Genomic DNA, 24,249 nt, shown 5'->3' on the forward strand with positions numbered 1-24,249 from the left:
CAGCCTTGGTGACTAATATTAGTTAATTAATTGAAATAACTAACGATATAGACTTTGGCATTCCTAGACCAGTTTGATATTACAATGGCTTAGGTTCCTGATATTATAGGGGCAATATTCAGTGTCATCATTGCGTATCATGATGGCATGCGTTTGTTCTTAAAGGTAATCGATGAAACCGACAGAACCCGACTTACAGCTGAAGTCGCCGATCCAGAAAAATTATAATCGCGCTGTGTTTTACACCTACATAGGTGTGATTATTATGGCGTTGCTGACGGCGTGGGTGTTCTTTGAGCGGCAAAAGACCCAGATGATGACCCAGCGCGAAGAGTTAGTCGAGCGCCATGTGCTGCAAATCGACCTGCTGTTAGAGTCGAGTATTCGGGCGGTAAAGAGTCTGAGAAATGTCGCGGTCGATCATCTGAAGCTCGGTGAGCTGGTGCGTACCGAGCGGCTACCTCAATATGAAAAGTTTAACGAAAGTGGCCAATTTTTTACCCTAGAGCCCAGTTATGCTAAAAGCGGTAAGCCATTTACCAATATGGGGCGTATTACTGGCGCGGGCTCGCTCGATGGCCGCAGCGATAAGTTTTATCAAGAGCTCGAAATGTTGTTTGAGCTATCCTTGTCATTCCCGGTGGCGACCGAAGCCGCCCCCAAAGCATCCTCAGTATATTACATCTCTAAGCATCGAATGATGTCCTATTACCCTTGGCCTTCTGATGAGCTGCGCTTTCGAGATGAATTATTAAATAAGCAACAGTTTCAGCTGGTTACGCCTGCAATGAACCCTCAGCGCAGTGTGGCATGGAGCCCAGGCTATGTCGAGACCAACGGCAAGGGATTATTAACCACAGTTGGGGTGCCGGTGTACCTCGAAGATGAGTTTATCGGTTCAATCAACTTAGACATGACTCTGTCATCGCTCGACAAACAGATCCGCCTCTATTTTAAGATGCCGGGCACGGTAATTTTACTCGATCAGCAAAACAATATTTTGTCGCATAGTGGTATTAATACCGACGATATCAACCGGGTATATCACATCAGCCAGAAGATCCCCTCGGCGCTGCATTCGGTGCCAGAATCTGAGCTGTTTGACGCCCATGATGGTATTATGCGTAATGGGTATTATATCCACTCGGTGGCACTGCAAAATGCGCCGTGGCGCTTATTGTACCTGCAAGATCAAAACGAGCTGTTTAAAGATTCGTGGGAAAAGTTAGAGCTGACGTTTTTGTTGGTGGTGATCGCCTTGTCGGTGCTGGTGACCATAGTGCATTGGCAGACTCGCCGCTCGTTTGTTAATCCCGCATCACGTTTATTAAGCCATCTCGAAGGCTGCTCTCAAGAGCCGCGCAAGCCGCCAGAGAAGATCACTCCAGGCTGGGAGCCTTGGTTCCAGTTGGTGAGCCGTATTTTTGAAGAGAACCAACAATATACTCGCCACCTAGCGGAGCAAAATCGCCGTCTCGATAACTTGGTGGCGCGGCGCACAGCGCGATTGAAAGAGACCACAGAGCGGCGCGAGCGCGAGTACGCTTTACTGCGATCCTTGCTAGATTCGATCCCCGAAGCGATTGTCTTTAAAGACAAAGAAGGCAAGTACCTTGGCTGTAACAAGTCTGCCGAGCGGATGCTAGGCTATACCGAAAGTGAGATGATAGGCCAAGACTCGCAGGCAATGACCTCAAGTGAGCAGTCCATTCGTATTCGGGCCGAAGATGAACGGGTGCTGTCGGACCGTACGCCGCTGCGTTATCAAGAAAAAGTCGAGCTGGCGGGTAAGCCGGTACTGCTCGATACCCTTAAGATCCCCTTTTACAACCGCCGTGGTGAGCTGCTGGGGTTGATTGCCGTATGGCGCGATGTGACACGCGAATATGAATCGGCAGAGCAGCTGCGCTTATCTGAAGAGCGTTATCATCTGGCGATGGATGCGGTAGAAGATGGTCTATGGGATTGGTATTTGGACTCGGAGCAGATCATCTGTAATCCGGCTTACTATTCGATGTTAGGTTATGAAACCAATGAGTTTCCCGCTTTAGTGTCGACCATTGACGAGCTGATCCACCCTGACGATCGCATCCGCGTCGAAGAGTATCGTAATGAGTACTTAGCCAATCCGGTTGGCGCCTACGATATTGAGTTTAGAATGCGCGGTAAGAGCGGCATGTATCACTGGGTGCTAAGCCGAGGTCGGGTAGTGGAATTCACTAGCGACAACCAACCCAAGCGGATGGTGGGCACACACAAAGACATTACTCGTCATAAGAGTAACGAGGTGGCGCTGCTTGAAGCTAAGCAAGATGCTGAATCGGCCAACCTGTACAAGAGTGAGTTTTTGGCCAATATGAGCCACGAGATCCGCACGCCCATGAATGCCATTATCGGCATGCTGCAATTGGCGAGCCGCACCTCATTGACACCACAGCAGGCCGATTATCTCGATAAAGCCAGTTTCTCGGCGCAATCCTTACTGCGGATCATCAACGATATTCTCGATTTCTCTAAGATTGAGGCCGGTAAACTTGAGTTAGAAAAGGTCGCCTTCCCGCTGGATAAGGTGCTGGATCATGCACTGGATCTCAATGCGCTCAATGCCCAAGAAAAAGGGGTCGAACTGCTGCTATACGCCCCAGTCACCGCGGGCCTCATCTTAGAAGGCGATCCGCTGCGCCTAGGGCAGGTGCTGGTGAACATGCTCAGCAATGCGGTTAAATTTACCCAAAGCGGTGAAATTGAACTGGGGTGCGAAGATGTGGGCGAGCGCGATCACCGTATCACCCTTAAGTTTTGGGTGCGCGATACCGGTATCGGCATCAGCAAAGAGCAGCAAGAGAGCCTGTTTGATGCCTTTGCACAGGCCGATGGCTCGACCACGCGTAAATATGGTGGCACCGGATTAGGCTTATCCATCAGCAAGCATTTAGTCTCTATGATGGGCGGCACTATGCAGGTGCAAAGTGAGCTTGGTGTAGGCAGTACCTTTAGCTTTACCATCAGCTTCGAGATCGCCGCCGAGGCGGAGGTTAAGCCTTTGGTGGTGCCAGAGGTGCTGGGGAATTTAAAAACCTTGGTGGTCGATGACAACCCAACGGCGTTACAGATCTATTCCAGCGCCCTGCGTGATTTCCACTTTAGCGTTGAGACCGCCTCTAGCGGCGCCGAGGCCTTGTATAAGCTCGAGCGTGATCCTGTCGATCTGCTGCTAGTGGATTGGATGATGCCCGAAATGGACGGCGTGGAAGTGGTCAGAGAACTCGACATCATGGTCGCCGATGGCCGATTGCCTAAACGGCCGGTGATCATCATGATGACCGCTTATGCCTCAGATCCATTAAAAGAGGATTTGGATGAACTTAAGATTTACGCCATGCTGCAAAAGCCGTTTAAGGCATCGGCATTGTTCGATGAGATCATCGGTGCCTTCATCGACCAGCCTAAATTAGCTCCGCTGCCTGAGCCTCCTAAACTGGGCAATAATCAAGCCTCTGGGGTGATCCTTCTGGTTGAAGATAACTTTATAAACCAGCAGGTGGCGACAGAACTGCTGAAGAGTGCGGGTTATGAAGTGGATGTGGCCGAAAATGGTCAGCTGGCGATAGAACGGGTTGAGCAGCGCCGTTATGATGCGGTGCTGATGGACATTCAGATGCCAGTGATGGATGGGTTAACTGCCACTAAGTTGCTACGCGAGCGTTATTCGGCGCAGCAGTTACCTATTATCGCCATGACCGCCCATGCGATGTCGGGCGATCGCGAAAAAAGCTTAGCGGCAGGTATGAACGCGCATATTACTAAGCCCATCGTGCTTAATGAGTTGTTCGACACCTTAGCCCATTGGATCAATCAACCGCAGTAGTGCCGTTAACGGCAGCTTGTTAACCCAGCGGAAACCCATAATGGAGAAGCGTACTTTGCCAGTACGCCAATAACAGGAGATAAAATGAAGCCCTCAACATTAGCGCTGGCCGTGGTATTGGCTCTAGCGCCAGCGGTCAATGTCATGGCTGCAACGGATAACAGCGCCAACCTGATCAAACAGAGTCAGGCGGCTAATGGCTTTATTAATTTCTACTATGAGCAAGATTCTGGCGAACTCTATCTCGAAGCTAACCGACTCGAGCAGCCCTTTTTACTCATCACCAGTTTGCCCCATGGTGTCGGCTCCAATGAAATAGGGCTAGATCGCGGCCAACTGGGTGCTACGCGCATGGTGCAGTTTGAGCGCCATGGCCCTTATTTGATTTTAAAGCAGCTCAACACCGATTACCGCGCTGAGACCGAGGATCAAGCGGAGGTGCGCGCGGTTAACGAAGCCTTTGCCGAGTCGGTGCTGTGGCGCGGCAAAGTAGTACCTGGTAAGCGTCCTTTGGTGGCGGTAAGCGAGCTGCTGTTAAGCGATCTGCACGGCATTAGCAGCACCCTTAAAGAGACGCAGCAGGGGGATTATCGCCTGGACACTGGCAAATCACTGGTGTTACCCCAAGGGGTGAAGTCGTTTGAGCAAAATAGTGATGTCGATGTGTTACTCACCTTTACTGGCGCCAAAGCGGGCAGCCAAGTGGCAAAGGTGACACCCGATGCGCACCACCTGTCTATTCGTTTGCGTTACTCGTTTGTCGCCTTACCAGACAACGACTATCGCCCACGAGCTTATCATCCGATGAGCGGTTATTTGTCAGATGCTTATCTCGACTATGCGGCCGATGTCGATAGAGATATCGTCAAGCGTCATCTGTTACGCCACCGCCTAGAGAAAAAGATCCCCGGTGATGCCCCATCGGAAGTGGTTAAACCCATCACCTATTATCTCGACCCTGGTGTGCCAGAGCCTATTCGCTCGGCGTTACTCGATGGGGCGCGTTGGTGGCAAGATGCCTTTACCGAGGCGGGCTTTATTGATGGCTTTAAGGTTGAGCTGTTACCAGAAGATGCCGATCCGCAAGATATACGCTACAACGTGATCCAATGGGTGCACCGCGCGACGCGTGGTTGGTCGTACGGCAGCGCCATTACTGATCCGCGTACCGGTGAAATCATCAAAGGGCATGTCACACTGGGAAGCCAGCGGGTGCGACAAGATCACCTGATTGCCCGCGGACTCACCGCCGGTTGGCCTGATAGGGCCAGCGCAGAAGAAGCCAGTATGGCGCTGTCATTAGCCCGGATTCGTCAGTTAGCGGCCCATGAAGTGGGCCACACCTTGGGGCTTGACCATAACTTTGCCGCATCGACTAACGACAATGCCTCGGTTATGGATTATCCCCATCCAAAGATCACCCTCAATGGCGATAACATTGAGATTAGTCAGCCCTACGGTGAGGGAATAGGGCCCTGGGACAGGTACACCATAGCCTATGGTTATGGCCAGTATAGTGAGTCCAATCAGGCCAGTAAGTTGGCGGCGCTGATGAGCGATGTCGAGCGCCAAGGGCTGCGTTATATTGGTGAAGCAGATTCACGCGGCCAAAACGCCAGCAATGCCTATGCCAGCTTATGGGACAATGGTAACGATCCCGTGGCCGAGCTTAACCGTCTTGCTGCGGTGCGTAGCAAGGCGATTGAGCAGTTTTGTCATCAGGCCTTGTTAGCTGGGCAGCCCTTTGGTGAGCTACGCGATGCTTTTGTCCCCATCTACCTATTAACCCGTTATCAAATTACCGCCGCAGCGAAGTTTATTGGCGGCACAGATTATCACTATGGGTCTTCTGAGCTGGGTCAAAGCTGGCATTATTTAGCCCCCGCATTGCAACAAGAAGCCTTAGACAGTCTGTTACAGACCCTAAGCATGGACGCACTGCGCGTACCATCAGAGGTGATAGAGCAGCTTGTGCCTAAGTCGGGCAATTACCGCGCCACGCGCGAGAGTTTCCAAGGGGCTAACGGGGTAGTGATTGATCCGATTGGTATGGCCGAGGTGCTGAGCCGCCATGTGGCCCAAGCCTTGTTGTCGCCTTGGCGGCTTAATCGCGTCAGTCAGGCCTATTTGGCCGATAAAGAACAGCTATCAGTGATTAATTTGGTCGACCGATTACTGGGCGTGACCGCCTATAGCGATAGCCCATCGGGTGCTGATCTTGGTGTATGGATGCGCGTCAATGCGGTGGTCTTTGATGAGCTATTAGCCAGTTATCATAACGAACAGACCGCGCCCGAGGTGCAGGCCTTACTCTATGATCGTTTGCAATATGCACTTAAGCAGTTAAGCCGTAAGGTGAAACGCAGCAGCGATTTTGAAGCCGCGCATTTTGAATGGCTCAGACAAGGGGTTGAGCAAGGGTTGTTAGATGCCAAGGTGAGGTTAATTAAGCAGCCGCTGAGCTTGCCGCCAGGCTCACCCATTTAAGGGCCTCTTACTATGAGGGAGTGTTGTAGTGCTAAGCTTTCGGCCCTGATGGCGCAATATATCTTCGCGCCATCAAGCCTGAGAAAAAGCGCAAACAGTCTCGCCATCTCCTGGTATCATCTAGGGTCGATGGCGAGCCGTTAATTGTGGCTTATCCCGCGATTGGGGTATCACCAGTGCGAATGTTTTCCATGCTTTTAATTAGCATATAAATACAGGTGGTAATTAAACAGCCACCCAAGTAAAACACCACACCATGGGTCGCATCAGACAAGTTTGCCGCCAATATTGGGCCTAACACAGAGCCGACACTGTAGCTCAGTAACATCACTTCGGTGGCCGACACGATTTTCGCCATAGGTAACAGATCGCACGCTAAGGTGATCGCAATTGGGTAGAGCGCGAAGCTGCATGCGCCTAACACCAAGTAACTTATCACCAAAGGCACAAAGCTGCTTGCTTGTAATATACCGAGCACAGCTGCCGCGCCGATAAGGCAAAACATCGCCATCAACAGGCTCTTACCGATCCGCGTCGACAAATAGCTCACCAACGGCTGTACTAGCATACCGCCTAAAATGATGCTGGCCATCAAGGTGCCAGTATGTTCAGCCTGCTCAGGTTGGTTGGCTATATACATAGGCATCAAGCCATAAATGGGGCCCAATAATAGGCCTGATGCTAAGCAGCCCAGCATGGCCGGACGACTCAAGGATTTTATCTCTTTTAATGGCAGCTTTTGCTGATGTTGGCTCTCAGGCTGCCCAGAGGTAATTAACAAGGGCGCTAAAATAGCCAAAAACAGCAAGGCGATAACAAACAGGTACGGCGCTGCGCCTGTGGTTCCTAGTGGATCTATGGCTAATTGTCCCACGGCACTACCGCCATATAACGAGGTCATATATATGCCAAGGCGTTTGGCTCGCGCCTTAGGCGTGCTGGCCATTAACAACCATGACTCGACCACCACAAATACGCCTGCGACTGCGATACCGGCAATAAAGCGTGCCGCTAACCAAAACTCGGCGCTAGGGATCAACAGCTGGGTAATAACACTGGCGATCAATAACCCCAGAAACAGGATAAAAGCCAAGCGATGGCCAATTTTGGCCACCACGCGCTCAATACTCGTCGCACCAATTAGCAGGCCGAGATAGAACACACTGGCTAACCAAGGGGCCAGAGCGACATCCAGTTCAAATGCCGTTAGCGACAGTGGAATTAGGCTCATCAAAAAACCCGAGGCTATAGCAAAAAAAGACAGCCCAATGACAGGTGCTGCAGGATTGTTCGATTTGCAGCTAGCAGCGCATTCTACCATTAGAACCTCCGAGTTTAATGTGATAAATAGCCACTTGAATGCCAATATGGTTGTTGGTGGTTATTTGTTACTGTTTAATTTGGCGGCGAATGTAGGGCGCTTCGATGACGAAGTAAAGTTAATTTTTATCAATGATGAAAATTTAACTTAAAATTGCTGTTTGGAGCAGGTTTATTGAGCGTAAAGGTCAAGCACTTTGCTATCTAATGATGTTTTATTGTTAATTTATTAACGCTTATTTTGAGGGGTTTACTTGCTGTATATCGCCGTAGATGGTGATAAAAAGTGTTAATAAACTCGTTTTGATGTGGATGTTGGTAGTAAAAGGCTTAAAGTGAGGGTTTAAGCGGCTTGTTGTGGTAACCAGCCGCTTAGGGAAAGGTTGGTTTATGCTATTTGCAGCGCCACCATTTTTAGCGGGTGGTTGCCATCAAAAGAGGGGAAGTCACTGTGGCAAGCTAACCAAGTGGCGTGGCTGATCTTACGTCCCTGTTTTTCGACGCAGCGGCTTAGGGCATCGAACCAAGTTTGACGGTCGACTTTAGCGACATTATTACAACACACTATGGTGCCACCACTTTTAGTGGCCAGCATGGCCGGTTTAAACAGGCTTTGATAGTCGTTAATCAGATCCACTGTGCCAAAGGGGCTCTTGGCAAATCTTGGTGGGTCGAGAAACACTAAATCAAATTGTGTTTGAGGTAATTTAGGGTAGTTAGGCAACTTTTGATTACGTCGTCCTCCCACTGGCATCCCCGCGAGCTGACGCATGGCCGGAAAGGCATCACTTTGTACAAACTCACATACCGCTTCAACGCCATTGAGCTGGGCATTTTTACGTCCAGCGGCCAAGGCAAACGAGGAGAAATCCACATTCATTACACGGCTGGCGCCGCCAACGGCGGCCGCAGTACCAATACCGCAAGTATAAGAAAACAGGTTTAATACGGTTTTATCTTGGCTATTGGCTTGTACATATTCACGGCCGGCGCGCATATCGAGAAACAGTAGCGGATCTTGTCCTTCGTGACGCAGCTTGCTGGTGAAATGGATACCGTTTTCTTGCATCTGTTGTTCGGTATTGGCAAAGGCTTCTAATGTGTCGTCAAGCGGGTTGAGAATACGCGAGTTTTTGTTGGAGCGATCGTTATAGATCACCACAAGCGGTTCAATTTGGCTTAAGGCGGCGCGGATCTGATTGAGCTCATCATCGCTTAAGGTTTGATGAAACGTTTGGATTAACCAAGCATTGCCGTAGCGGTCGATATTGAGGCCATTAATGCCCTCGACTGTGCCATGAAATACCCGAAAACAATTGGTATTATTGATTTTTGCGTCAGCAATCAACTGCGCTCGTTGGTGTAGCGCCTTGGCTAACAAATCGTTGATTGACATAGCTTGGGGATCCGTATTCGATGGTATGCTTGAGCAAAGCGGCAATGATAGCAAATATCGCGAATAAGCGGGCGATAATCTTATCGTCAAGGCAAGGCTATGACGTAGGAGGTAGTAATGAAGGTGGTGTTAATTCATGGCATTTTTAACACGGGCCATGTGATGGCTTGGATGCGTAATAAGTTAACGGCGCAAGGGCATGAGTGTTTTGCACCCACACTGGCGCCCTTTGATGGCCGTCACGGCATAGAGCACGCCGCGCAGCAACTGAAACAAGCAATTGAGCAGCGTTTTGGCACCGACGATAACATCGTGCTGGTGGGCTTTAGTATGGGCGGTATTGTCGCCCGCTATTATCTGCAGATACTTGGCGGCGCGGCGCGCACCGAGGCGTTATTTTCTATCTCATCACCACATCAAGGCAGCTACTTGGCTTTTCTACCTTATCCCTCTAAAGGGATGCGGCAGTTGCGGCCTAATAGCGAGTTGCTAAAGCTGCTCGACGAAGTGCAGCAACCCATTGCCAATATGCCGCTCTATTCTTATCGTACGCCGCTGGATCTGACCATAGTGCCGAGCCGAAGTTCTCACTGGCCGCTGGCGATAAACAAGGTCTTTAAGGTGCCATTGCACCTATCAATGATCTTTAGCCAGCGGGTGGTCGATGAGATTATAGCCATGCTAGCTCTGCTGTCTAAAGGTGGACAAACGGCGACGTAGTGTCGGCAAAGCCTCTAGCGAACAAAGGATTAATCCGCTCCAGATCAGGGCAAAGCTCACCGCCTTCACCTGATCAAAGTGTTCATTAAAGACCAGTACGGCTAACAGAAAGTGCATGGTTGGCTCGATATATTGCATTAAGCCAATCATCGACAGACTGGTGGCTCGAATGGCGAGCGCAAAGAAGATAAGCGGCAGCAGAGTGACTGGCGCCGAACCAATATAAAGCAGTAGTTGGGTGGTTGAGCCTGACAAGGCACTACTTTGATCGGTAAATATCAGCCAAATTAAGTAGATTGCCGCAATGGGAGCCAATAGCGCCGCTTCGATAGTGACTGAGGTGAGCGAGTCAAAGTGAATAAATTTTTTACACAGGCCGTAAAGGGCAAAGAAACCGCCCATCAATAATGCCAGCCAAGGTAGCTCACCATAGTGAAATACCATGTAACAGATGCCTGCAATCCCCAATATTACCGCCCACTTTTGTGCTTGTGACAGTTTATCGCCGAGAAACAGTACGCCCAAGGCGATGGCGAAAAGCGGATTAATAAAAAAGCCTAAACTGGCCGCGAGCACCTGACCATGGGTGATGGCCCAAGTAAAACTGTACCAAGAGATACACATAATTAACGATGCAAGGCCGCACAAGGCAAGCGAACGCTTATGAGCCATTAACTGGCGCATTGATGGCAGAGGCCGGCGCAGCATGATAAACACTAATGCCATAAAGGGAACCGAGAAGAGTAGCCTAATGGCCAGCATCTCATTGATATCGGCATTAGGCAGGTATTGATAGTAAAGCGGTAATAGTCCCCAAAGTAAAAAAGAGACGAGTGCCAAGGCGTTGCCTTCAAATGTGTTGCGAGTTGAGCTGTGCATAATATTCCGACGTGTTGAGCTTATTTGTGGTGAAAAAGTGGCTAGCATTAACGCGGCGGATTCTCGCATTGGTGCTATACATTAACTGTGATATGAGTCACTATTTTGATGGTGTCATGATAGCAAGTCACGGTTTAAGACTAAGGTGCTAAAACGTGAAAGAGTGAGCCCATCTTGTGTTTAATGAGGCGATGAACACCAAGTCTTGGCTCCTTATGATTAGTTGTCTGGCTATTGTGCAGATGCTTCGCGGCAGGGAGCTGCGGCTTTGATTTGTAACAAGCTGTTAACCTGGCTGTTCTTTTGCCCGAGAGTCGGTAGATTAGTTAAGTTGATAATTAGGCAATGAAAGGAGCGAGTTTTACATGAACACAGCCCAAATCGGTTTGCGATGGTCACTTGCCATGATATTGCTGCTTACTCTGTCTACAGCGCAGGGCGCATCGATCAGTAGCCGACTATCATTGTACTCGCACCATATAGACGTTGGGTTTCGCATTACCCATCCCATCCTAACGGTCAACTTGTTGCCAGACCCAGGTAAAGAGTTAGTCGCTATCGGTGTCGATGATAGGCATCAACGCTGGCTGGGGGTGTATGCGTTCGATACTGAAGTAAAACAATATCGTCAGCGGGTAAAGCAACCTCTACCTAATGCGCTGTTTGCGTTCGATATCTCACCTGATAACCTAGAAAATCCCGATGCCATACAAGCACTGTACTTTCTCTCTAGCGACCGTTTATGGAGATTACAGTGGCGTGACAGCCAAGTTGAATTTGTGCCATTAATGACGGTCGATCCGCTGATCTTGAGCTCGCGAGTCGATTTTATCTCCCGTGGGCGCTTTGTACGCGATCTTAATCGTGATGGGCTGGATGACTTTATTATTAGCAGCTTTGAGCAGAGCGCACTATTGATACAGCAGGCCGATAAGCGCTACATCACTCAAATATTACCTATCCAGCCGCAGATGCTGTTGTATTTTGATGGTGCCAAGTATACCGAGGCTAGCCTCTATTTCGCCGATCTTAATCTTGACGGTCGCGAGGATATTGTCAAGGTAGCTGAGGGCGAATTTGAGGTGTATTACCAGCAAGATGATGGCCTGTTTACACCCTTACCCAATTACTTACCTGTGAGCTTAGCCATCAGCGGGCAAGATTGGTGGAGTAAACGTGATGCTTATGGTGAGGCGCTTGATCAAAGTAATTTAGTCTATCGAAAGGTCGAACATTTGGGCGACATTAACCATGATGGTCTGGCAGATATGGTGGTGCGCTATACCAAGAGTTCAGGAGTGCTGGATCGGGTTAACGATTATGAAATTTACCTAGGCAGTAAAATAAAAGACAAGCTGCAGTATGCCAAGGTGCCTAGCAGTGTGATCCGCGCCGAGGGTACCTTAACTGGGTTTGAGCTGGTGGATATCGATAATGATAAGGTTGATGAAGTGCTGGTGTCGGGCTTCGATATTGGTGTGTCGCAGATCATCGGTGCGCTCGTGTCGGGAAGCATTGATCAAGATGTACACTTATTTAAAAGTGATGCTAATAGCCGCTTTGCCAGTAAACCTAATATTACCAAAGAGGTGGAGTTAAGCTTTAGTTTAACTTCGGGGCAAACGGGGCAACCTGTGGTGACTTTTGCCGATATTGACGGCGATGGCTATCAAGATCTCTTGCTCTCTGGTGGCGAGCAGGCACTCACGGTGTATTTAGGCGAGCCGGGTGACAGCCTGTTTAATCGCAACGATGAAACTCTTAAACTACAGCTGCCCCGCGATGGTGAGATGCTCAGCGTGAGCGATCTTAATCATGACGGGAAAGATGAGCTAATCATTAAATATGGCCGCGAAGACAGTCAGGCACTGCAACAGCAATTGATGGTGATTATGGCGCAATAGCCAGGGTTGAACATTGTGCAAAGAAGCTAATGACACCACGAGCGGTGCCTAACAAGCTAGTGCAGTAAGTAGAGAGTGGCCAAGCCTAAAAAAGCAAATAAGCCTATTACATCGGTGACCGTCGTCAGCACCATGCCACCCGCCAGCGCAGGGTCAACATTGAACTTTTTAAGCAGTAACGGGATAGTCGCGCCAGCAAATCCAGCCACCGTCATATTGATCAGCATTGCGCCGCCAATTAAGGCGCCTAGGGCGACATCGCCTTTCCATAGCCACACGGCAGCAAACACCAAAATTGACCAGAGTAGACCATTAAGAAATCCGATGGCTAACTCCTTGCCAATTAACCAACGTGAGTTACTTTGGCCTATCTGTCCTAACGCGATACCACGGATCACCAGCGCTAAGGTTTGGTTACCTGCCACCCCGCCCATGCTGGGCACTATGGTCATTAATACCGCAATGGTGGCAAATTGTTCTATGGTGCCTTCAAACATATTGCTCACCGACGCCGCTAACAGTGCGGCAAATAGATTAATCGTCAGCCAGAGTGAGCGCCGAAAGGTACTCTTAAGGACCGGGCCGAAGGTGTCGGTCTCATCATCCATTCCGGCCATCCCCATCATCGAATGCTCAGCATCTTCACGGATCACATCGACAACGTCATCTATGGTGATCCGCCCAAGCAGTTTATTGGTTTTTTCATCGACCACAGGTGCCGATACCCAGTCGTGGCGTTCAAATAGCTGCGCGACTTCACTGTCGTGCATACCCACAGGGATCCCTTCGAGTTCTTGGTTCATGATGTCGCGCACCGATGCATTCGGATCGCAGGTGAGCAGATCGGCGATCGCTACGCCACCAAGCAGGCTGTCGTGTTTGTCAACCACATATAAGGTATCGGTGGCTTCTGGTAATTCACCACGAATACGCAGGTAACGCAGGATCACGTCGACATTCACATCTGGCCTTAGGGTGACCGTATCTGTGTTCATTAAGCTGCCGGCGGTGTCTTCTGGGTATGACAGAGCCTGTTCGACTCGCGCCCTATCTTGGCTGCGCATCGATTGCAGTACTTGATTGAATACGCTGTCTGGCAGGCTACGCAATATGTAGGCCAGGTCGTCGGTATCCATATTTTCGGCCGCTTTTGCTACGCGCTCAGGGCTCATCTGGCTAATAAATTGATCTTTGAGCTCTTCACTGAGTTCATCGAGTATCTCACCCGTATGGGCTTGATCGATAAGTTGCCATAATACTTGCCGCGCACGCGGTGGAGAGGACTCTAAAATAAAGGCGATATCCGAGGCCGCCATGTCGTGCAGCATACTGCGTACATGGACAAACATACCGCTGCTCAGGGCTTGCGTCAGCTGCTGTAAACGTTGATCTGTAGTTTCATTATCTAACACTTCGATCGGCATGACTTCCCCTTGGAAAAATGGCGCGGCGACATAGGTTATTGGTTAAGTAACCTGAACTCGGGATAATTATAGAATGATATGAGCCGTTTAGGCTCGAGGCGGGGCGATTATACGGCTTCTTCGAATTTTGCGTCAATCAGTGCGCTAATGGCATCGAGTGCCGCTTGAGCATCTTGGCCTTCACTGGTGATGGTAATGGTTTTACCAAAGCCGGTTTCTAGCATTAATAGCCCCAACACACTGGCGGCAGAGGCTTGCTTATCACCCTGAATTAAGGTGACTTGGGCATCAAACTGAGCGGCTAATACCGCCAATTTGGTAGCAGCTCGTGCATGCAGTCCCAGTTTGTTGCAGATGGTTAGCTGGCGCTCAAGCTTCATGTTTCTTTAACTCTCTGTGGCGCGCTTGAACCTTGTGTTTACCTTTATTAAATAATTTAGCAAGTTGGTCGGTAACATAGACAGATCTATGCTGGCCTCCAGTACAACCAATGGCGATAGTTAAGTAGCTACGGTTATTGCGTTCAAGGTGCGGCAGCCAAGTTTCGAGCAAATTCTCTATCTGCCAAATAAACTTGTTCACTAGCGGCTGTTGGCTTAAAAATTGCTGCACTGGTTGGTCGAGACCTGTCAGCGGACGTAACTCCGTTTCCCAGTGGGGATTGGGCAGAAAACGCACGTCAAACATAAAGTCAGCTTCACTTGGCATGCCATATTTAAAACCAAACGACTCAAAGTTAATCACTAATTCTTTATCTACTGTTCCCAGTAAGATCTCGCGTACCTTATCGCTTAAATCATAGATGTTAAGCGTCGAGGTATCTATGTAGTGATCGACCATCTTGGAGATAGGCTCGAGCATTTTGCCTTCAAGCTGTATCGCCTCTTTAAGGGAAACTTTTGAGCGTGATAGCGGGTGTAATCTACGGGTTTCACTGTAGCGTTTGAGTAACACATCGTCAGAAGAGTTTAGAAAGAAACTCAGTAATTCGGTATCTTTAGGAAGATTCGCTAGCTGTTTTTCAAGCTGGATATCTTCGCTGGGCATGTTGCGCACATCGACGCTTATCGCAACAAGTTCATTTCTACCTTTAAGCTGACTGAGCAGCGAGTCCATCATCTGCAGTGGCAGATTGTCGACACAGTAATAGCCCAGATCTTCCAGTACCCTAAGGACTACCGATTTTCCTGAGCCTGAGCGCCCAGATACCATTACCAATTTCATTGGGTGATCACCTGATACAGTTCTGCTTCGTCGTGGGTTTTTCTTAGCTGTTTGATGATAGCTTTATCACTTAATTTCTCTGCCATCGCGGCGAGAGTGCTAAGGTGTTGCTCGCATTGATCTGCGGGAACCAATAATGCAAAGAGGATATCGACCGGCTGATTATCAATTGCATCGAATGCAATTGGCTCTGCACATTTTATCAATACGGCGACGGGCTTCTCAATATTCGTCAGCCGTCCGTGAGGGATCGCGATACCATTGCCTATACCTGTGCTGCCCATTTTCTCTCTCGCCAAAAGGCTTTCAAAAATCTCTTGAGAGGAAAGGGTGGGGTACTGGACAGCGGCCAAGTCGCTGATAAGTTCCAGTACCTTTTTCTTACTGCCCGGAGTGGCGCAGGTTGTGCACTCCGGCCGCAGGATGGTACTAAGTTCCATCGTTAATGTTTTGTTAGCTTCTCTTTGTGTTTAATGACCTGACGATCTAATTTATCGATCAGGGAATCTATCGCGGCATACATATCCGCGTGCTCTGATGTTGCAAATACTTCTCCACCACTAAGATGTAACTTTGCTTCAACTTTTTGCATCAATTTTTCGACATTTAATATCACGTGGACATTATTGATCTGATCGAAATGCCGTTCAAGCTTTGTAAACTTTTCTTCAACATAGTTGCGCAGAGATTGGGTGATCTCAATGTGGTGCCCAGTCAGATTTATTTGCATAAAGTGATTCCTCCGGTTTCCAGTTGTTGATTATAAGCTTTTACGTTGATTTGACGGCGGTATCAACATCGCTTCACGATATTTTGCTATCGTGCGTCTAGCGACTTGAATACCTTGCTCGGCTAACAGTTGCGCCATCTTACTGTCACTTAAGGGTTTCTTCTGATTTTCTGCGGCGACTAGCTTCTTAATAAAAGCGCGGATCGCAGTAGAAGAGCATTCGCCACCATCGTCGGTCCCGACATGGCTGGAGAAAAAGTATTTTAGCTCAAAAATCCCTCTTGGAGTGTGCATATACTTTTGGGTGGTGACCCGCGAGATGGTCGATTCATGCATTTCGACCGCCTCGGCAATATCATTAAGCACCATAGGTTTCATCGCTTCTTCACCAAACTCGAAAAATCCTTGCTGGAAATCGACAATGCAGTTGGTAACCTTGAGCAAGGTATCGTTGCGGCTCTCTAAACTTTTTAGAAACCATTTAGCTTCTTGCAGGTGACCACGAATAAACTGGCCATCGGCTTGGTTTTTGGTGCTGCGCGCCATCGAGGCATAATGTTGGTTTACATTAATCTTAGGCATACTATCGGGATTAAGCTCGACCACCCAGCGACCTTTTTTCTTGCTAACTGTGACATCGGGGATCACGTATTCGTCGCGACTGGCAGTAATGGCCAGCCCCGGGCGCGGATTGAGGGTTTGAATTAGCGCTATGGCCTCGCGTAATTCATCCTCTTTCAGCTTGGTCTTACGCATCAATAGGCGAAAGTCTCGCCCGGCGATAAGATCTAAGTAATCACGGATCAAGAGTCTGGCGTTGTCGATATGCGGGGTGTCGGGGCTGTATTGGGCCAGTTGGATCATCAGGCATTCGCTGAGGTCTCTGGCACCAATCCCGATAGGATCGAAATGTTGTACCCGCTTTAATACCGCTTCAATTTCGTCGAGTTCGATTTCAGGATCGCCCATGGCTTCAAGAATATCGTCGCAAGTTTGCGTCAAGTAGCCACGCTCGTCTATGGCATCAATGATGGCGGTGGCGATAGCGAGGTCGTTGTCAGAAAAGGGAGTGAGGTTTTTTTGCCATTCGAGGTGTTCATACAAGCCTTCGCTGGTCTCCCCTTGAAATGGCATGTCATCGTCGCGCATCGCACCAGAGCTGGAGTTAGGTGATGCGGTATAGACCTCATCCCATGTAGTGTCGACGGGCAGCTCATCGGGCATAGAGTCTTGGTTGAGTGCATCGGAGGTTTCTAAGCTCGAATTGTCTTCACTCGAGTCGACTTGCAGTTGCTCATTGTAATCGGTGTCGAAGTTGTCATTACGCTCTTGTTCTGAGTCGATATTGGCGCCTTCTTGCTCCTCGTCTAACTCGAGTAGAGGGTTAGACTCTAGTGCTTGCTGGATCTCTTGCTGCAATTCCAACGACGACAGTTGTAACAAGCGAATAGCTTGTTGCAACTGGGGCGTCATGGTTAAATGCTGACCCATTTTGAGCTGAAGTGACGCTTTCATCGTACTGCTATTCCCTTGTTTCTAATTCTAAAGTGAGAAAGCTGCCTCTGGTATTAAACCGCTAAGGCGAATGATCTACTTATAAGGTAAAAGCGGTTTCGCCTTTACCTTGAGCGCTAATAACGTTAACTATAGCTTGAATTGTTCCCCTAAGTACACCGCTCGAACTTGTTGGTTATCTAAGATCTCAGCGGGGGTTCCTTCTGCAATCAAGTTGCCGTGGCTGACAATATAGGCTTTCTCACACACATCCAATGTTTCCCGTACGTTGTGGTCAGTGATCAGTACCCCAAGGCCACGATTTTTCAGTTGCTCAATAATCTTTTTGATGTCGATAACCGAAATGGGGTCGACCCCGGCGAAGGGTTCGTCGAGCAAAATAAACTTAGGGTTGGCGGCTAACGCTCGGGCGATTTCGACGCGTCGACGTTCACCACCGGACAGTGCCATCCCCTGACTATCGCGGATGTGGGTGATATGAAACTCTTCTAGCAGGTGCTCCAACTCCTCTTCGCGCGCATCGTTACTGAGTTCGCGTCGGGTTTGTAATACCGCCATAATATTATTGCGTACCGATAATTTACGGAAAATACTGGCTTCTTGCGGTAGATAGCCAATCCCTTTGCGAGCGCGCAAATGCATAGGATCTAGGGTGAGATCGTCATCATCAATAAAAATACGTCCCTTGTCACTTTGCACCAGACCAACCACCATATAAAAGGTCGTGGTTTTACCGGCGCCATTAGGGCCTAGCAAGCCGACAATTTGCCCTGTGCGCACGGTTAAGCTGACATCTTGTACCACGGCACGGCTCTTATAGCTTTTGGCTAAGTTAACCGCTTTTAGCGTCATCTCTGTCATTACTGTTCCTGCTTGGGCTGTTCTTGGGGCTGACTTTTGCTGTTGTCTTGGTAACTTTCGGGTTGAATGATGGTGATAACGCGATCGCTACCCGTACTTTCGGCTATCAACTGTTGCTGCTCAATGTTGTAGCGAATTTGATTACCTGTGACTTGGCTACCTTCTTGTTCGAGGGTGGCATTACCAATTAGGGTTAGAGTGCGGGTCGACAGTTCATAGCGGATCTCATTGGCGCTGGCTGACGCTGGACGACCATTTTCCATCACCTGTGTATAAGTGGCTGGCTTACCCTTTGCCACTAAGATTTTGCCACTACTATTTTCTTTGGTAAAGGCGCGTAATTCATCGGCTAAAATTTTAATGGAGCCTTGAGTCACCTCTACTGGGCCATTGAAGATAATCTGATTATTTTTAATATCAGCTTCTTGGCTTGCGGCTGAAATCTTAACCTCTTGCAGCAGGTCGGTTTCATTCGCCGCACTCTGCAGGCTAACCATGGTTAACAGGCCTGCAAGAATAAGATTATTTAGTTTCATATGTTCCTTCTACCTGGCTCGTCAGTCGTACTTTTTGTGCATTGAGGTCGGCATATAAGCCTTTTCCGGTAATCAAAAAATCGTTACCGGTGATCCGAATGGTTTGATCGGATGTCATGATCATGGTGTTGAGGTCCAATTCCATGTAGTTGGTTTCTATGGTTTGGATGGGCTCTTCAGGGCTAATGGCATCAATAATGACATTATTTTCCAAGATGACTTTGCCACTGTCTTTGTCTAATGTACCCCGAGCCGAGCGCAACCGCCACTGAGCATCGCCGTTATCGGGATAGACCAGATAAATGGGCTGGGTAAAATAGGTCATATTACGCTCGGCATAGTGTTCCATATGGCTAGCCGAGACGCGGCTATTAAGTTTGCCTTGTTCGTCGTATTGCACGCTATTGATGTTGTTAATCACATAATCTGGACGATCGGACGCGTCGAGCAACAGCGCTTGTGATCCTTGCTTAGTCTGCACCTGCCAATAGAGCACTAAAGCGGTACCAAAAAACGCGATAATCGCCAGGGTGACTCTATTCATATGCTCATACCGTGAGCCGATTCAAACTTATCTTGGCTTAGCAAAATAAGGTCGGTTAATTCACGTAGCGCACCATGGCCGCCATTAATATGGGTGACCATATCGGCATGCTGCTTAACATAAGGGTGACCATCGGCGACGCACACCGACAAGCCGACTTGTTGCATTACGGGTAGGTCGACCATGTCATCGCCAATATAGGCCACCTGTTGTGGGCTGACTTGATAGCGTGCCAGAAGCTCTTGGTAGGGGATGAGCTTGTTGTCGACCCCTTGATAAATATGGCTAATGCCAAGGGCCGTCATACGGTCTTCGACAATTTTCGATTTACGTCCGGTGATAATCGCCACGGCAATATCGCTAGTCAGTAGCGAGCGAACGCCATAGCCATCACGAGTATGGAACGTTTTTAGCTCGTCGCCAGAGTTACTCATATAAACCAGCCCGTCAGAAAACACGCCGTCTACGTCACAAATCAGTAGTTTAATCTGTTTAGCTTTTTGCCAGGCTGAATCAGTGATAGGGCCGTAAAAACCTTGATGCGCCATTTTAAATCACTCCTGCTTTAACCATATCGAGCATGTTGAGTGCGCCAATGGGTTGCTGTTGAAGGTTAGTCACAATTAAGCCATTAATCTGCTTTTCTTCCATTATGTTGAGCGCCTCAGCGGCTAAAATGCCGTCGGTGACGGTAACGCAACCTTGGGTCATGACTTCGCTGATGGAGGTGGTTCTGAGATCGACTTCAGCATCGATCACGCGGCGCAGATCGCCATCGGTAAAGATGCCAACCAATACGCCATTGTCATCGATAACGGCGGTCATGCCGAGACCTTTCTTAGAGATCTCATATAATGCGTCGGTAATACAGATGTGTTGAGGCACTAAGGGCAGTTCATCGCCTTGGTGCATCACATCGCTGACTCTTAGTAGCAATTTACGCCCTAAGCTGCCACCAGGGTGTGACAGGGCAAAGTCATCTTTAGTAAAGCCTCTAGCCTGCAATAGAGCCACAGCAAGTGCATCGCCCATCACTAGGGTTGCAGTGGTACTGGAGGTCGGCGCGAGCCCAAGTGGGCAAGCTTCTTCTGGCACGTCGATACACAGGTGTACCATAGCATGTTTTGCCATGCTGGAGTCGGGTTTACCTGTTACCGCAATCACTGGCAGCCCCATGCGTTTTATCACCGGCATGAGGGTTAAAATTTCACCGGCTTCGCCCGAGTTTGAGATGGCAAGTACAATATCATTTTCACTCAGAACGCCGAGATCACCGTGGCTGGCTTCGCCGGGATGCACAAAGAAGGCTGGGGTGCCAGTACTGGCTAAGGTGGCAGAAATCTTGTTGCCAATATGGCCCGATTTACCCATGCCCATCACGATCACTTTGCCGGTGCAACTCAGAATTAACTGGCATGCCTTGGCAAATTCGCTTGAATCGACATATTGATAAAGATTATCGAGGGCATTACGCTCGATATCGATAACATTACGCCCCCATTGGCGTAGTTGATCTGCATCTACCATCTTGTTCTCTCTATTAAAAAATCAGTTTGGGCCAGACCTGTAATTAGGATTGAAAAACGAGCACCTGATAAGCAATAAAGCTCATTAACAACACTCCGCCGTGCCAAGGTTTGAGCTGACGCGACTTTCCAGTTAATAGGATCAGTATGGCTAAGGCACTGCTGGTCGCCAATACCATGTAAAAGTCTCGTGTGCTGGCGGCGGCATCGACAGCACCAGGGGCGATCAATGCAGGTAGCGCGAGTACTGCTAAAATATTAAATAGATTCGAGCCGACGATGTTGCCTATGGCTAAATCATCTTCTTTTTTCAGTACCCCGGCAACACAGGCGGCTAATTCTGGCAGACTGGTACCGACGGCGATAATGGTGAGACCAATCACCAGATCCGATAAGTGGTACGCTTTAGCGATACCCACGGCGCCATTGACCATCCAGTCGGCCGATAGCGGCAGTAAGATAATACCGACGACTAACCAGAGTATGGCTTTGATTGTCGGGACATCTTTGGGGATTTCGCTATCAGACTCATCGGCTAACAGATCGGCTTCTTTGTTACTGACAGCATGCCAAATCAGGTAGCCCATTAAGGCTAAAAACAGCAGCATTAGGCCCACGCCCTCAATGCGGGTCAGTTGGCCGTCATGCAGGAAATACCCTGCAATCACAGTGGCGGCCAGCATCATAGGAATTTCACGCTTTAAAGTTTGCGAGCTAACGGAGATGGCACCCAGTAGTGCTGTGAGCCCGAGAATTAAACTGATGTTGGCGACGTTTGAGCCTAGTACATTACCAATGGCGGTATCGGTCATGCCTTCCATTGATGCCGTCGCGGCGACAAACATTTCCGGCGCCGAGCTGCCCATGGCAACAATCGTTAAACCAATTAACATGGGTGGTAGGCCCAAATTGCGGGCAAATGCGCCGGCACCATAAACGAATTTGTCGGCACTCCAAACTAGAGTGGCTAATCCAGCAAGCAGTAAAAAAATATTAAAAAGCATTAAAGTTCATTTTTGTTTGAGTGTCTGCCGCGCATTTTCGCTGGATTTGAACAAAATTGAAAGTATTGCGGCAAGATAGTGTCGATTCAGTTGTGCACAATAGGTCAATTACGTACAATTTGCCTCTTTTTGTGCCGATTTATCATGGAACATATAGGTCTTACAATGATCAATGAACGAGCAGATGATGACGCCACGCCGCTAGTCGAGATTGAACATCTGGCTTTTAGTCGCGGTTCTCATGTGATTTATGAAGATGTTAGCCTGTCGATCCCTAAAGGTAAGGTTACCGCCATTATGGGCCCCAGTGGGATAGGTAAAACCACCCTACTTAAATTAATCGGTGGCCAATTACAGCCCGATCGCGGCAATATTAAAGTCGATGGTATCGATGTACATCAGTGCAACCGCAGTGAGCTGTTTGAGCTGCGTAAGCGTATGAGTATGTTATTTCAAAGTGGTGCACTGTTTACCGACATGAATGTGTTCGATAATGTCGCCTTTGCCTTACGTGAGCACTCAGGCTTACCCGAAGCCATCATCAAGCGTATCGTACTGATGAAGTTAGAGGCCGTTGGCCTGCGCGGCGCGGCGAAGATGATGCCCAGTGAGTTATCTGGTGGTATGCAGCGACGTGCAGCATTAGCTAGAGCTATCGCCTTAGAGCCTGAGCTGATTTTGTATGATGAGCCATTTGCGGGCCAAGACCCGATATCTATGGGTGTATTGGTTAAGCTTATTAGAGAGTTAAGTGATGCACTTAATTTAACCTCAGTCGTGGTATCTCACGATGTGCAAGAGGTATTGGGCATTGCCGATTATGTCTATGTGTTGGCCGACAAACGTATTATTGCTCATGGTACGCCTGAAGAGTTAAGGCTGGCCGATAATCCAAAGTTGAAGCAGTTTATTGGTGGGGAGCCTGATGGCCCAGTGCCATTTCATTTTCCTGCTCCAGATTACCAAAAGGAGATGTTAGGTGAGCTTAACTGATCACATTGCTGGTATCGGCCGTAGTGCGATAGCCAGCGTGACTGGGCTTGGCAGTGCAGGGCTGATGTTGTGGGGCGCGATAGCGCGAGTGCCTAAGCCGCGTAAAGGTATCCCGCTGCTAATCAAGCAGTTGTACGTTATCGGTGTGCAATCTATGGTGATCATCTTGGTCTCTGGCTTGTTTATCGGTATGGTGCTTGCGCTGCAGGGCTATAATATCTTGGTGGGGTTTGGCACCGAAGATAGCCTGGGGCCTATGGTGGCGCTGAGTTTACTCAGGGAGCTTGGCCCTGTGGTCACCGCATTGCTGTTTGCTGGGCGAGCTGGCTCAGCTTTGACGGCTGAGATTGGCTTAATGAAGAGCACCGAGCAGTTGTCGAGCCTAGAGATGATGGCCATCGATCCGCTGCGGCAGATCATCGCTCCTCGTTTTTGGGCTGGGGTGATCAGCTTGCCGTTACTGGCGTTAATGTTTACCGCCGTGGGGATTTACGGTGGGCATATCGTTGGTGTGGAGTGGAAAGGGATCGATAGCGGCAGCTTCTGGTCTATTTTGCAGGCATCGGTCGAGTGGCGCCAAGATATCGTTAACTGCGTAATTAAAAGCCTGGTGTTTGCTGTCGTCGTGACTTGGATAGCCTTGTATCGAGGCTATAATGTGATCCCAAATCCTGATGGGATCAGCCGAGCGACCACCCAGACTGTGGTGCAATCGAGCCTAGCGGTATTAGCGTTAGATTTTCTGTTAACTGCAATGATGTTTGGCAGTTAATTATTGTTTGTTTATGGATGAACTAATGTACCGCAGATCGCGGTACGTATAGAATTGAGTGGTATGAGAGTATGTTGACTCGGAAAATTGAACTATTAGTGGGCGTGTTTATTCTGTCTGGTTTGATGGCGTTTTTAGTGTTGGTGTTTAATGTGGCTAACATCGAAGTTAAACCAGGGCAAAGCCATTACACCCTGTATGCTAAATTCACCAATATTGGTGGTCTTAAAGTGCGCTCACCAGTCAAAGTCGGTGGCGTCGTAGTTGGACGTGTGACTCAAATCAGCTTAGATCCAACTGAGCTGGTGGCCGTGGTCGAATTGGCGATGGATAAGCAGTATGAGCAGTTTCCAGAAACCAGTAGCCTGTCTATTTTAACGTCAGGCTTATTAGGTGAGCAGTTTTTAGGGCTGACCCCCGGGTTTGTGATGGACGATATCGGCATGCTGCAAGAGGGGGACTATATCGATGATACCCATTCCGCGTTAGTGCTCGAAGACCTGATCGGCCAGTTTTTATATAGTGTTAAATCGAAAGACAATTAAT

General features: G+C 48.9%; 23 protein-coding genes. 8 read left to right on the top strand and 15 right to left on the bottom strand.

What is annotated here, in order from left to right; translation table 11 throughout:
- The first annotated feature begins 172 nt into the window (after positions 1–172).
- Positions 173–3,868 (top strand): response regulator, encoded by a 3,696-nt coding sequence (locus AC0VXX_RS02200; protein ID WP_475515731.1) that lies wholly within the window; start codon positions 173–175, stop codon positions 3,866–3,868.
- Between the two features lie 84 nt (positions 3,869–3,952).
- Complete coding sequence (locus AC0VXX_RS02205) at positions 3,953–6,355, top strand: zinc-dependent metalloprotease (RefSeq protein WP_475515732.1); 2,403 nt, start codon at positions 3,953–3,955, stop codon at positions 6,353–6,355.
- A 151-nt stretch (positions 6,356–6,506) separates the two neighbouring features.
- On the opposite strand, the gene AC0VXX_RS02210 is transcribed toward AC0VXX_RS02205, so the two are convergent.
- Complete coding sequence (locus AC0VXX_RS02210) at positions 6,507–7,676, bottom strand: MFS transporter (protein ID WP_475515733.1); 1,170 nt, start codon at positions 7,674–7,676, stop codon at positions 6,507–6,509.
- On the opposite strand from AC0VXX_RS02210, the gene AC0VXX_RS02215 reads away from it, so the two are divergent.
- Complete coding sequence (locus tag AC0VXX_RS02215) at positions 7,624–7,827, top strand: hypothetical protein (protein WP_475517073.1); 204 nt, start codon at positions 7,624–7,626, stop codon at positions 7,825–7,827. The genes AC0VXX_RS02210 and AC0VXX_RS02215 overlap by 53 nt on opposite strands.
- A gap of 236 nt (positions 7,828–8,063) precedes the next feature.
- Here AC0VXX_RS02215 and AC0VXX_RS02220 read toward each other — a convergent pair whose 3' ends face one another.
- Positions 8,064–9,071 (bottom strand): class I SAM-dependent rRNA methyltransferase, encoded by a 1,008-nt coding sequence (locus tag AC0VXX_RS02220; RefSeq protein ID WP_475515734.1) that lies wholly within the window; start codon positions 9,069–9,071, stop codon positions 8,064–8,066.
- 117 nt (positions 9,072–9,188) lie between these two features.
- Between AC0VXX_RS02220 and AC0VXX_RS02225 the strand changes: the two genes are divergently transcribed.
- Positions 9,189–9,791 (top strand): lipase family alpha/beta hydrolase, encoded by a 603-nt coding sequence (locus AC0VXX_RS02225; RefSeq protein ID WP_475515735.1) that lies wholly within the window; start codon positions 9,189–9,191, stop codon positions 9,789–9,791.
- On the opposite strand, the gene rarD is transcribed toward AC0VXX_RS02225, so the two are convergent.
- Entirely contained in the window at positions 9,753–10,670 is a 918-nt protein-coding gene (gene rarD / locus AC0VXX_RS02230) for an EamA family transporter RarD (RefSeq protein ID WP_475515736.1), read from the bottom strand. The genes AC0VXX_RS02225 and rarD overlap by 39 nt on opposite strands.
- Positions 10,671–11,035: 365 nt before the next feature.
- Here rarD and AC0VXX_RS02235 point away from each other — a divergent pair, with 365 nt between their 5' ends.
- Positions 11,036–12,574 (top strand): FG-GAP repeat domain-containing protein, encoded by a 1,539-nt coding sequence (locus tag AC0VXX_RS02235; protein WP_475515737.1) that lies wholly within the window; start codon positions 11,036–11,038, stop codon positions 12,572–12,574.
- A gap of 56 nt (positions 12,575–12,630) precedes the next feature.
- On the opposite strand, the gene mgtE is transcribed toward AC0VXX_RS02235, so the two are convergent.
- From mgtE to AC0VXX_RS02295, 12 genes are all read right to left on the bottom strand, one after another.
- A complete protein-coding gene (gene mgtE / locus AC0VXX_RS02240; RefSeq protein ID WP_475515738.1) occupies positions 12,631–13,998 on the bottom strand; it encodes a magnesium transporter in 1,368 nt (455 codons plus the stop codon).
- Between the two features lie 107 nt (positions 13,999–14,105).
- The gene (locus tag AC0VXX_RS02245) at positions 14,106–14,378 is read right to left on the bottom strand and encodes an HPr family phosphocarrier protein (protein WP_475515739.1); all 273 of its coding nucleotides are present in this window, start codon (positions 14,376–14,378) and stop codon (positions 14,106–14,108) included.
- Positions 14,368–15,222: an RNase adapter RapZ gene (gene rapZ / locus AC0VXX_RS02250; RefSeq protein ID WP_475515740.1), complete on the bottom strand. Its 855-nt coding sequence runs from the start codon at positions 15,220–15,222 to the stop codon at positions 14,368–14,370. The genes AC0VXX_RS02245 and rapZ overlap by 11 nt, the downstream gene beginning before the upstream one ends.
- Positions 15,219–15,662 carry a PTS IIA-like nitrogen regulatory protein PtsN gene (ptsN, locus tag AC0VXX_RS02255; RefSeq protein WP_475515741.1) on the bottom strand — a complete coding sequence of 148 codons (444 nt, stop codon included), beginning with the start codon at positions 15,660–15,662 and terminating at the stop codon, positions 15,219–15,221. The genes rapZ and ptsN overlap by 4 nt, the downstream gene beginning before the upstream one ends.
- Before the next feature lie 2 nt (positions 15,663–15,664).
- Positions 15,665–15,952 carry a ribosome hibernation promoting factor gene (hpf, locus tag AC0VXX_RS02260; protein WP_475515742.1) on the bottom strand — a complete coding sequence of 96 codons (288 nt, stop codon included), beginning with the start codon at positions 15,950–15,952 and terminating at the stop codon, positions 15,665–15,667.
- Between the two features lie 30 nt (positions 15,953–15,982).
- Entirely contained in the window at positions 15,983–17,467 is a 1,485-nt protein-coding gene (locus tag AC0VXX_RS02265) for an RNA polymerase factor sigma-54 (protein ID WP_475515743.1), read from the bottom strand.
- A gap of 129 nt (positions 17,468–17,596) precedes the next feature.
- Complete coding sequence (gene lptB / locus AC0VXX_RS02270; protein ID WP_475515744.1) at positions 17,597–18,328, bottom strand: LPS export ABC transporter ATP-binding protein; 732 nt, start codon at positions 18,326–18,328, stop codon at positions 17,597–17,599.
- The gene (gene lptA / locus AC0VXX_RS02275) at positions 18,328–18,864 is read right to left on the bottom strand and encodes a lipopolysaccharide transport periplasmic protein LptA (RefSeq protein WP_475515745.1); all 537 of its coding nucleotides are present in this window, start codon (positions 18,862–18,864) and stop codon (positions 18,328–18,330) included. The genes lptB and lptA overlap by 1 nt, the downstream gene beginning before the upstream one ends.
- A complete protein-coding gene (lptC, locus tag AC0VXX_RS02280) occupies positions 18,851–19,408 on the bottom strand; it encodes an LPS export ABC transporter periplasmic protein LptC (protein WP_475515746.1) in 558 nt (185 codons plus the stop codon). Before lptC ends, lptA begins: the two co-directional genes overlap by 14 nt.
- The gene (kdsC, locus tag AC0VXX_RS02285) at positions 19,405–19,956 is read right to left on the bottom strand and encodes a 3-deoxy-manno-octulosonate-8-phosphatase KdsC (RefSeq protein WP_475515747.1); all 552 of its coding nucleotides are present in this window, start codon (positions 19,954–19,956) and stop codon (positions 19,405–19,407) included. The genes lptC and kdsC overlap by 4 nt, the downstream gene beginning before the upstream one ends.
- A 1-nt stretch (position 19,957) precedes the next feature.
- Positions 19,958–20,935: a KpsF/GutQ family sugar-phosphate isomerase gene (locus AC0VXX_RS02290; RefSeq protein ID WP_475515748.1), complete on the bottom strand. Its 978-nt coding sequence runs from the start codon at positions 20,933–20,935 to the stop codon at positions 19,958–19,960.
- 43 nt (positions 20,936–20,978) lie between these two features.
- On the bottom strand, positions 20,979–21,938 hold the full coding sequence (locus AC0VXX_RS02295; protein ID WP_475515749.1) for a calcium/sodium antiporter: 960 nt from the start codon (positions 21,936–21,938) through the stop codon (positions 20,979–20,981).
- Between the two features lie 165 nt (positions 21,939–22,103).
- Here AC0VXX_RS02295 and AC0VXX_RS02300 point away from each other — a divergent pair, with 165 nt between their 5' ends.
- The 3 genes from AC0VXX_RS02300 to mlaD all read left to right on the top strand — a co-directional run bounded on the left by AC0VXX_RS02300 (position 22,104) and on the right by mlaD (position 24,248).
- A complete protein-coding gene (locus AC0VXX_RS02300) occupies positions 22,104–22,931 on the top strand; it encodes an ATP-binding cassette domain-containing protein (RefSeq protein WP_475515750.1) in 828 nt (275 codons plus the stop codon).
- Positions 22,918–23,703, top strand: a complete 786-nt coding sequence (mlaE, locus tag AC0VXX_RS02305) for a lipid asymmetry maintenance ABC transporter permease subunit MlaE (RefSeq protein WP_475515751.1) — start codon at positions 22,918–22,920, stop codon at positions 23,701–23,703. Before AC0VXX_RS02300 ends, mlaE begins: the two co-directional genes overlap by 14 nt.
- Before the next feature lie 71 nt (positions 23,704–23,774).
- A complete protein-coding gene (gene mlaD / locus AC0VXX_RS02310; RefSeq protein ID WP_110455777.1) occupies positions 23,775–24,248 on the top strand; it encodes an outer membrane lipid asymmetry maintenance protein MlaD in 474 nt (157 codons plus the stop codon).
- Position 24,249: the final 1 nt, after the last annotated feature.

It is taken from the genome of Shewanella sp. QJM3NY_23 (genome assembly GCF_056173105.1).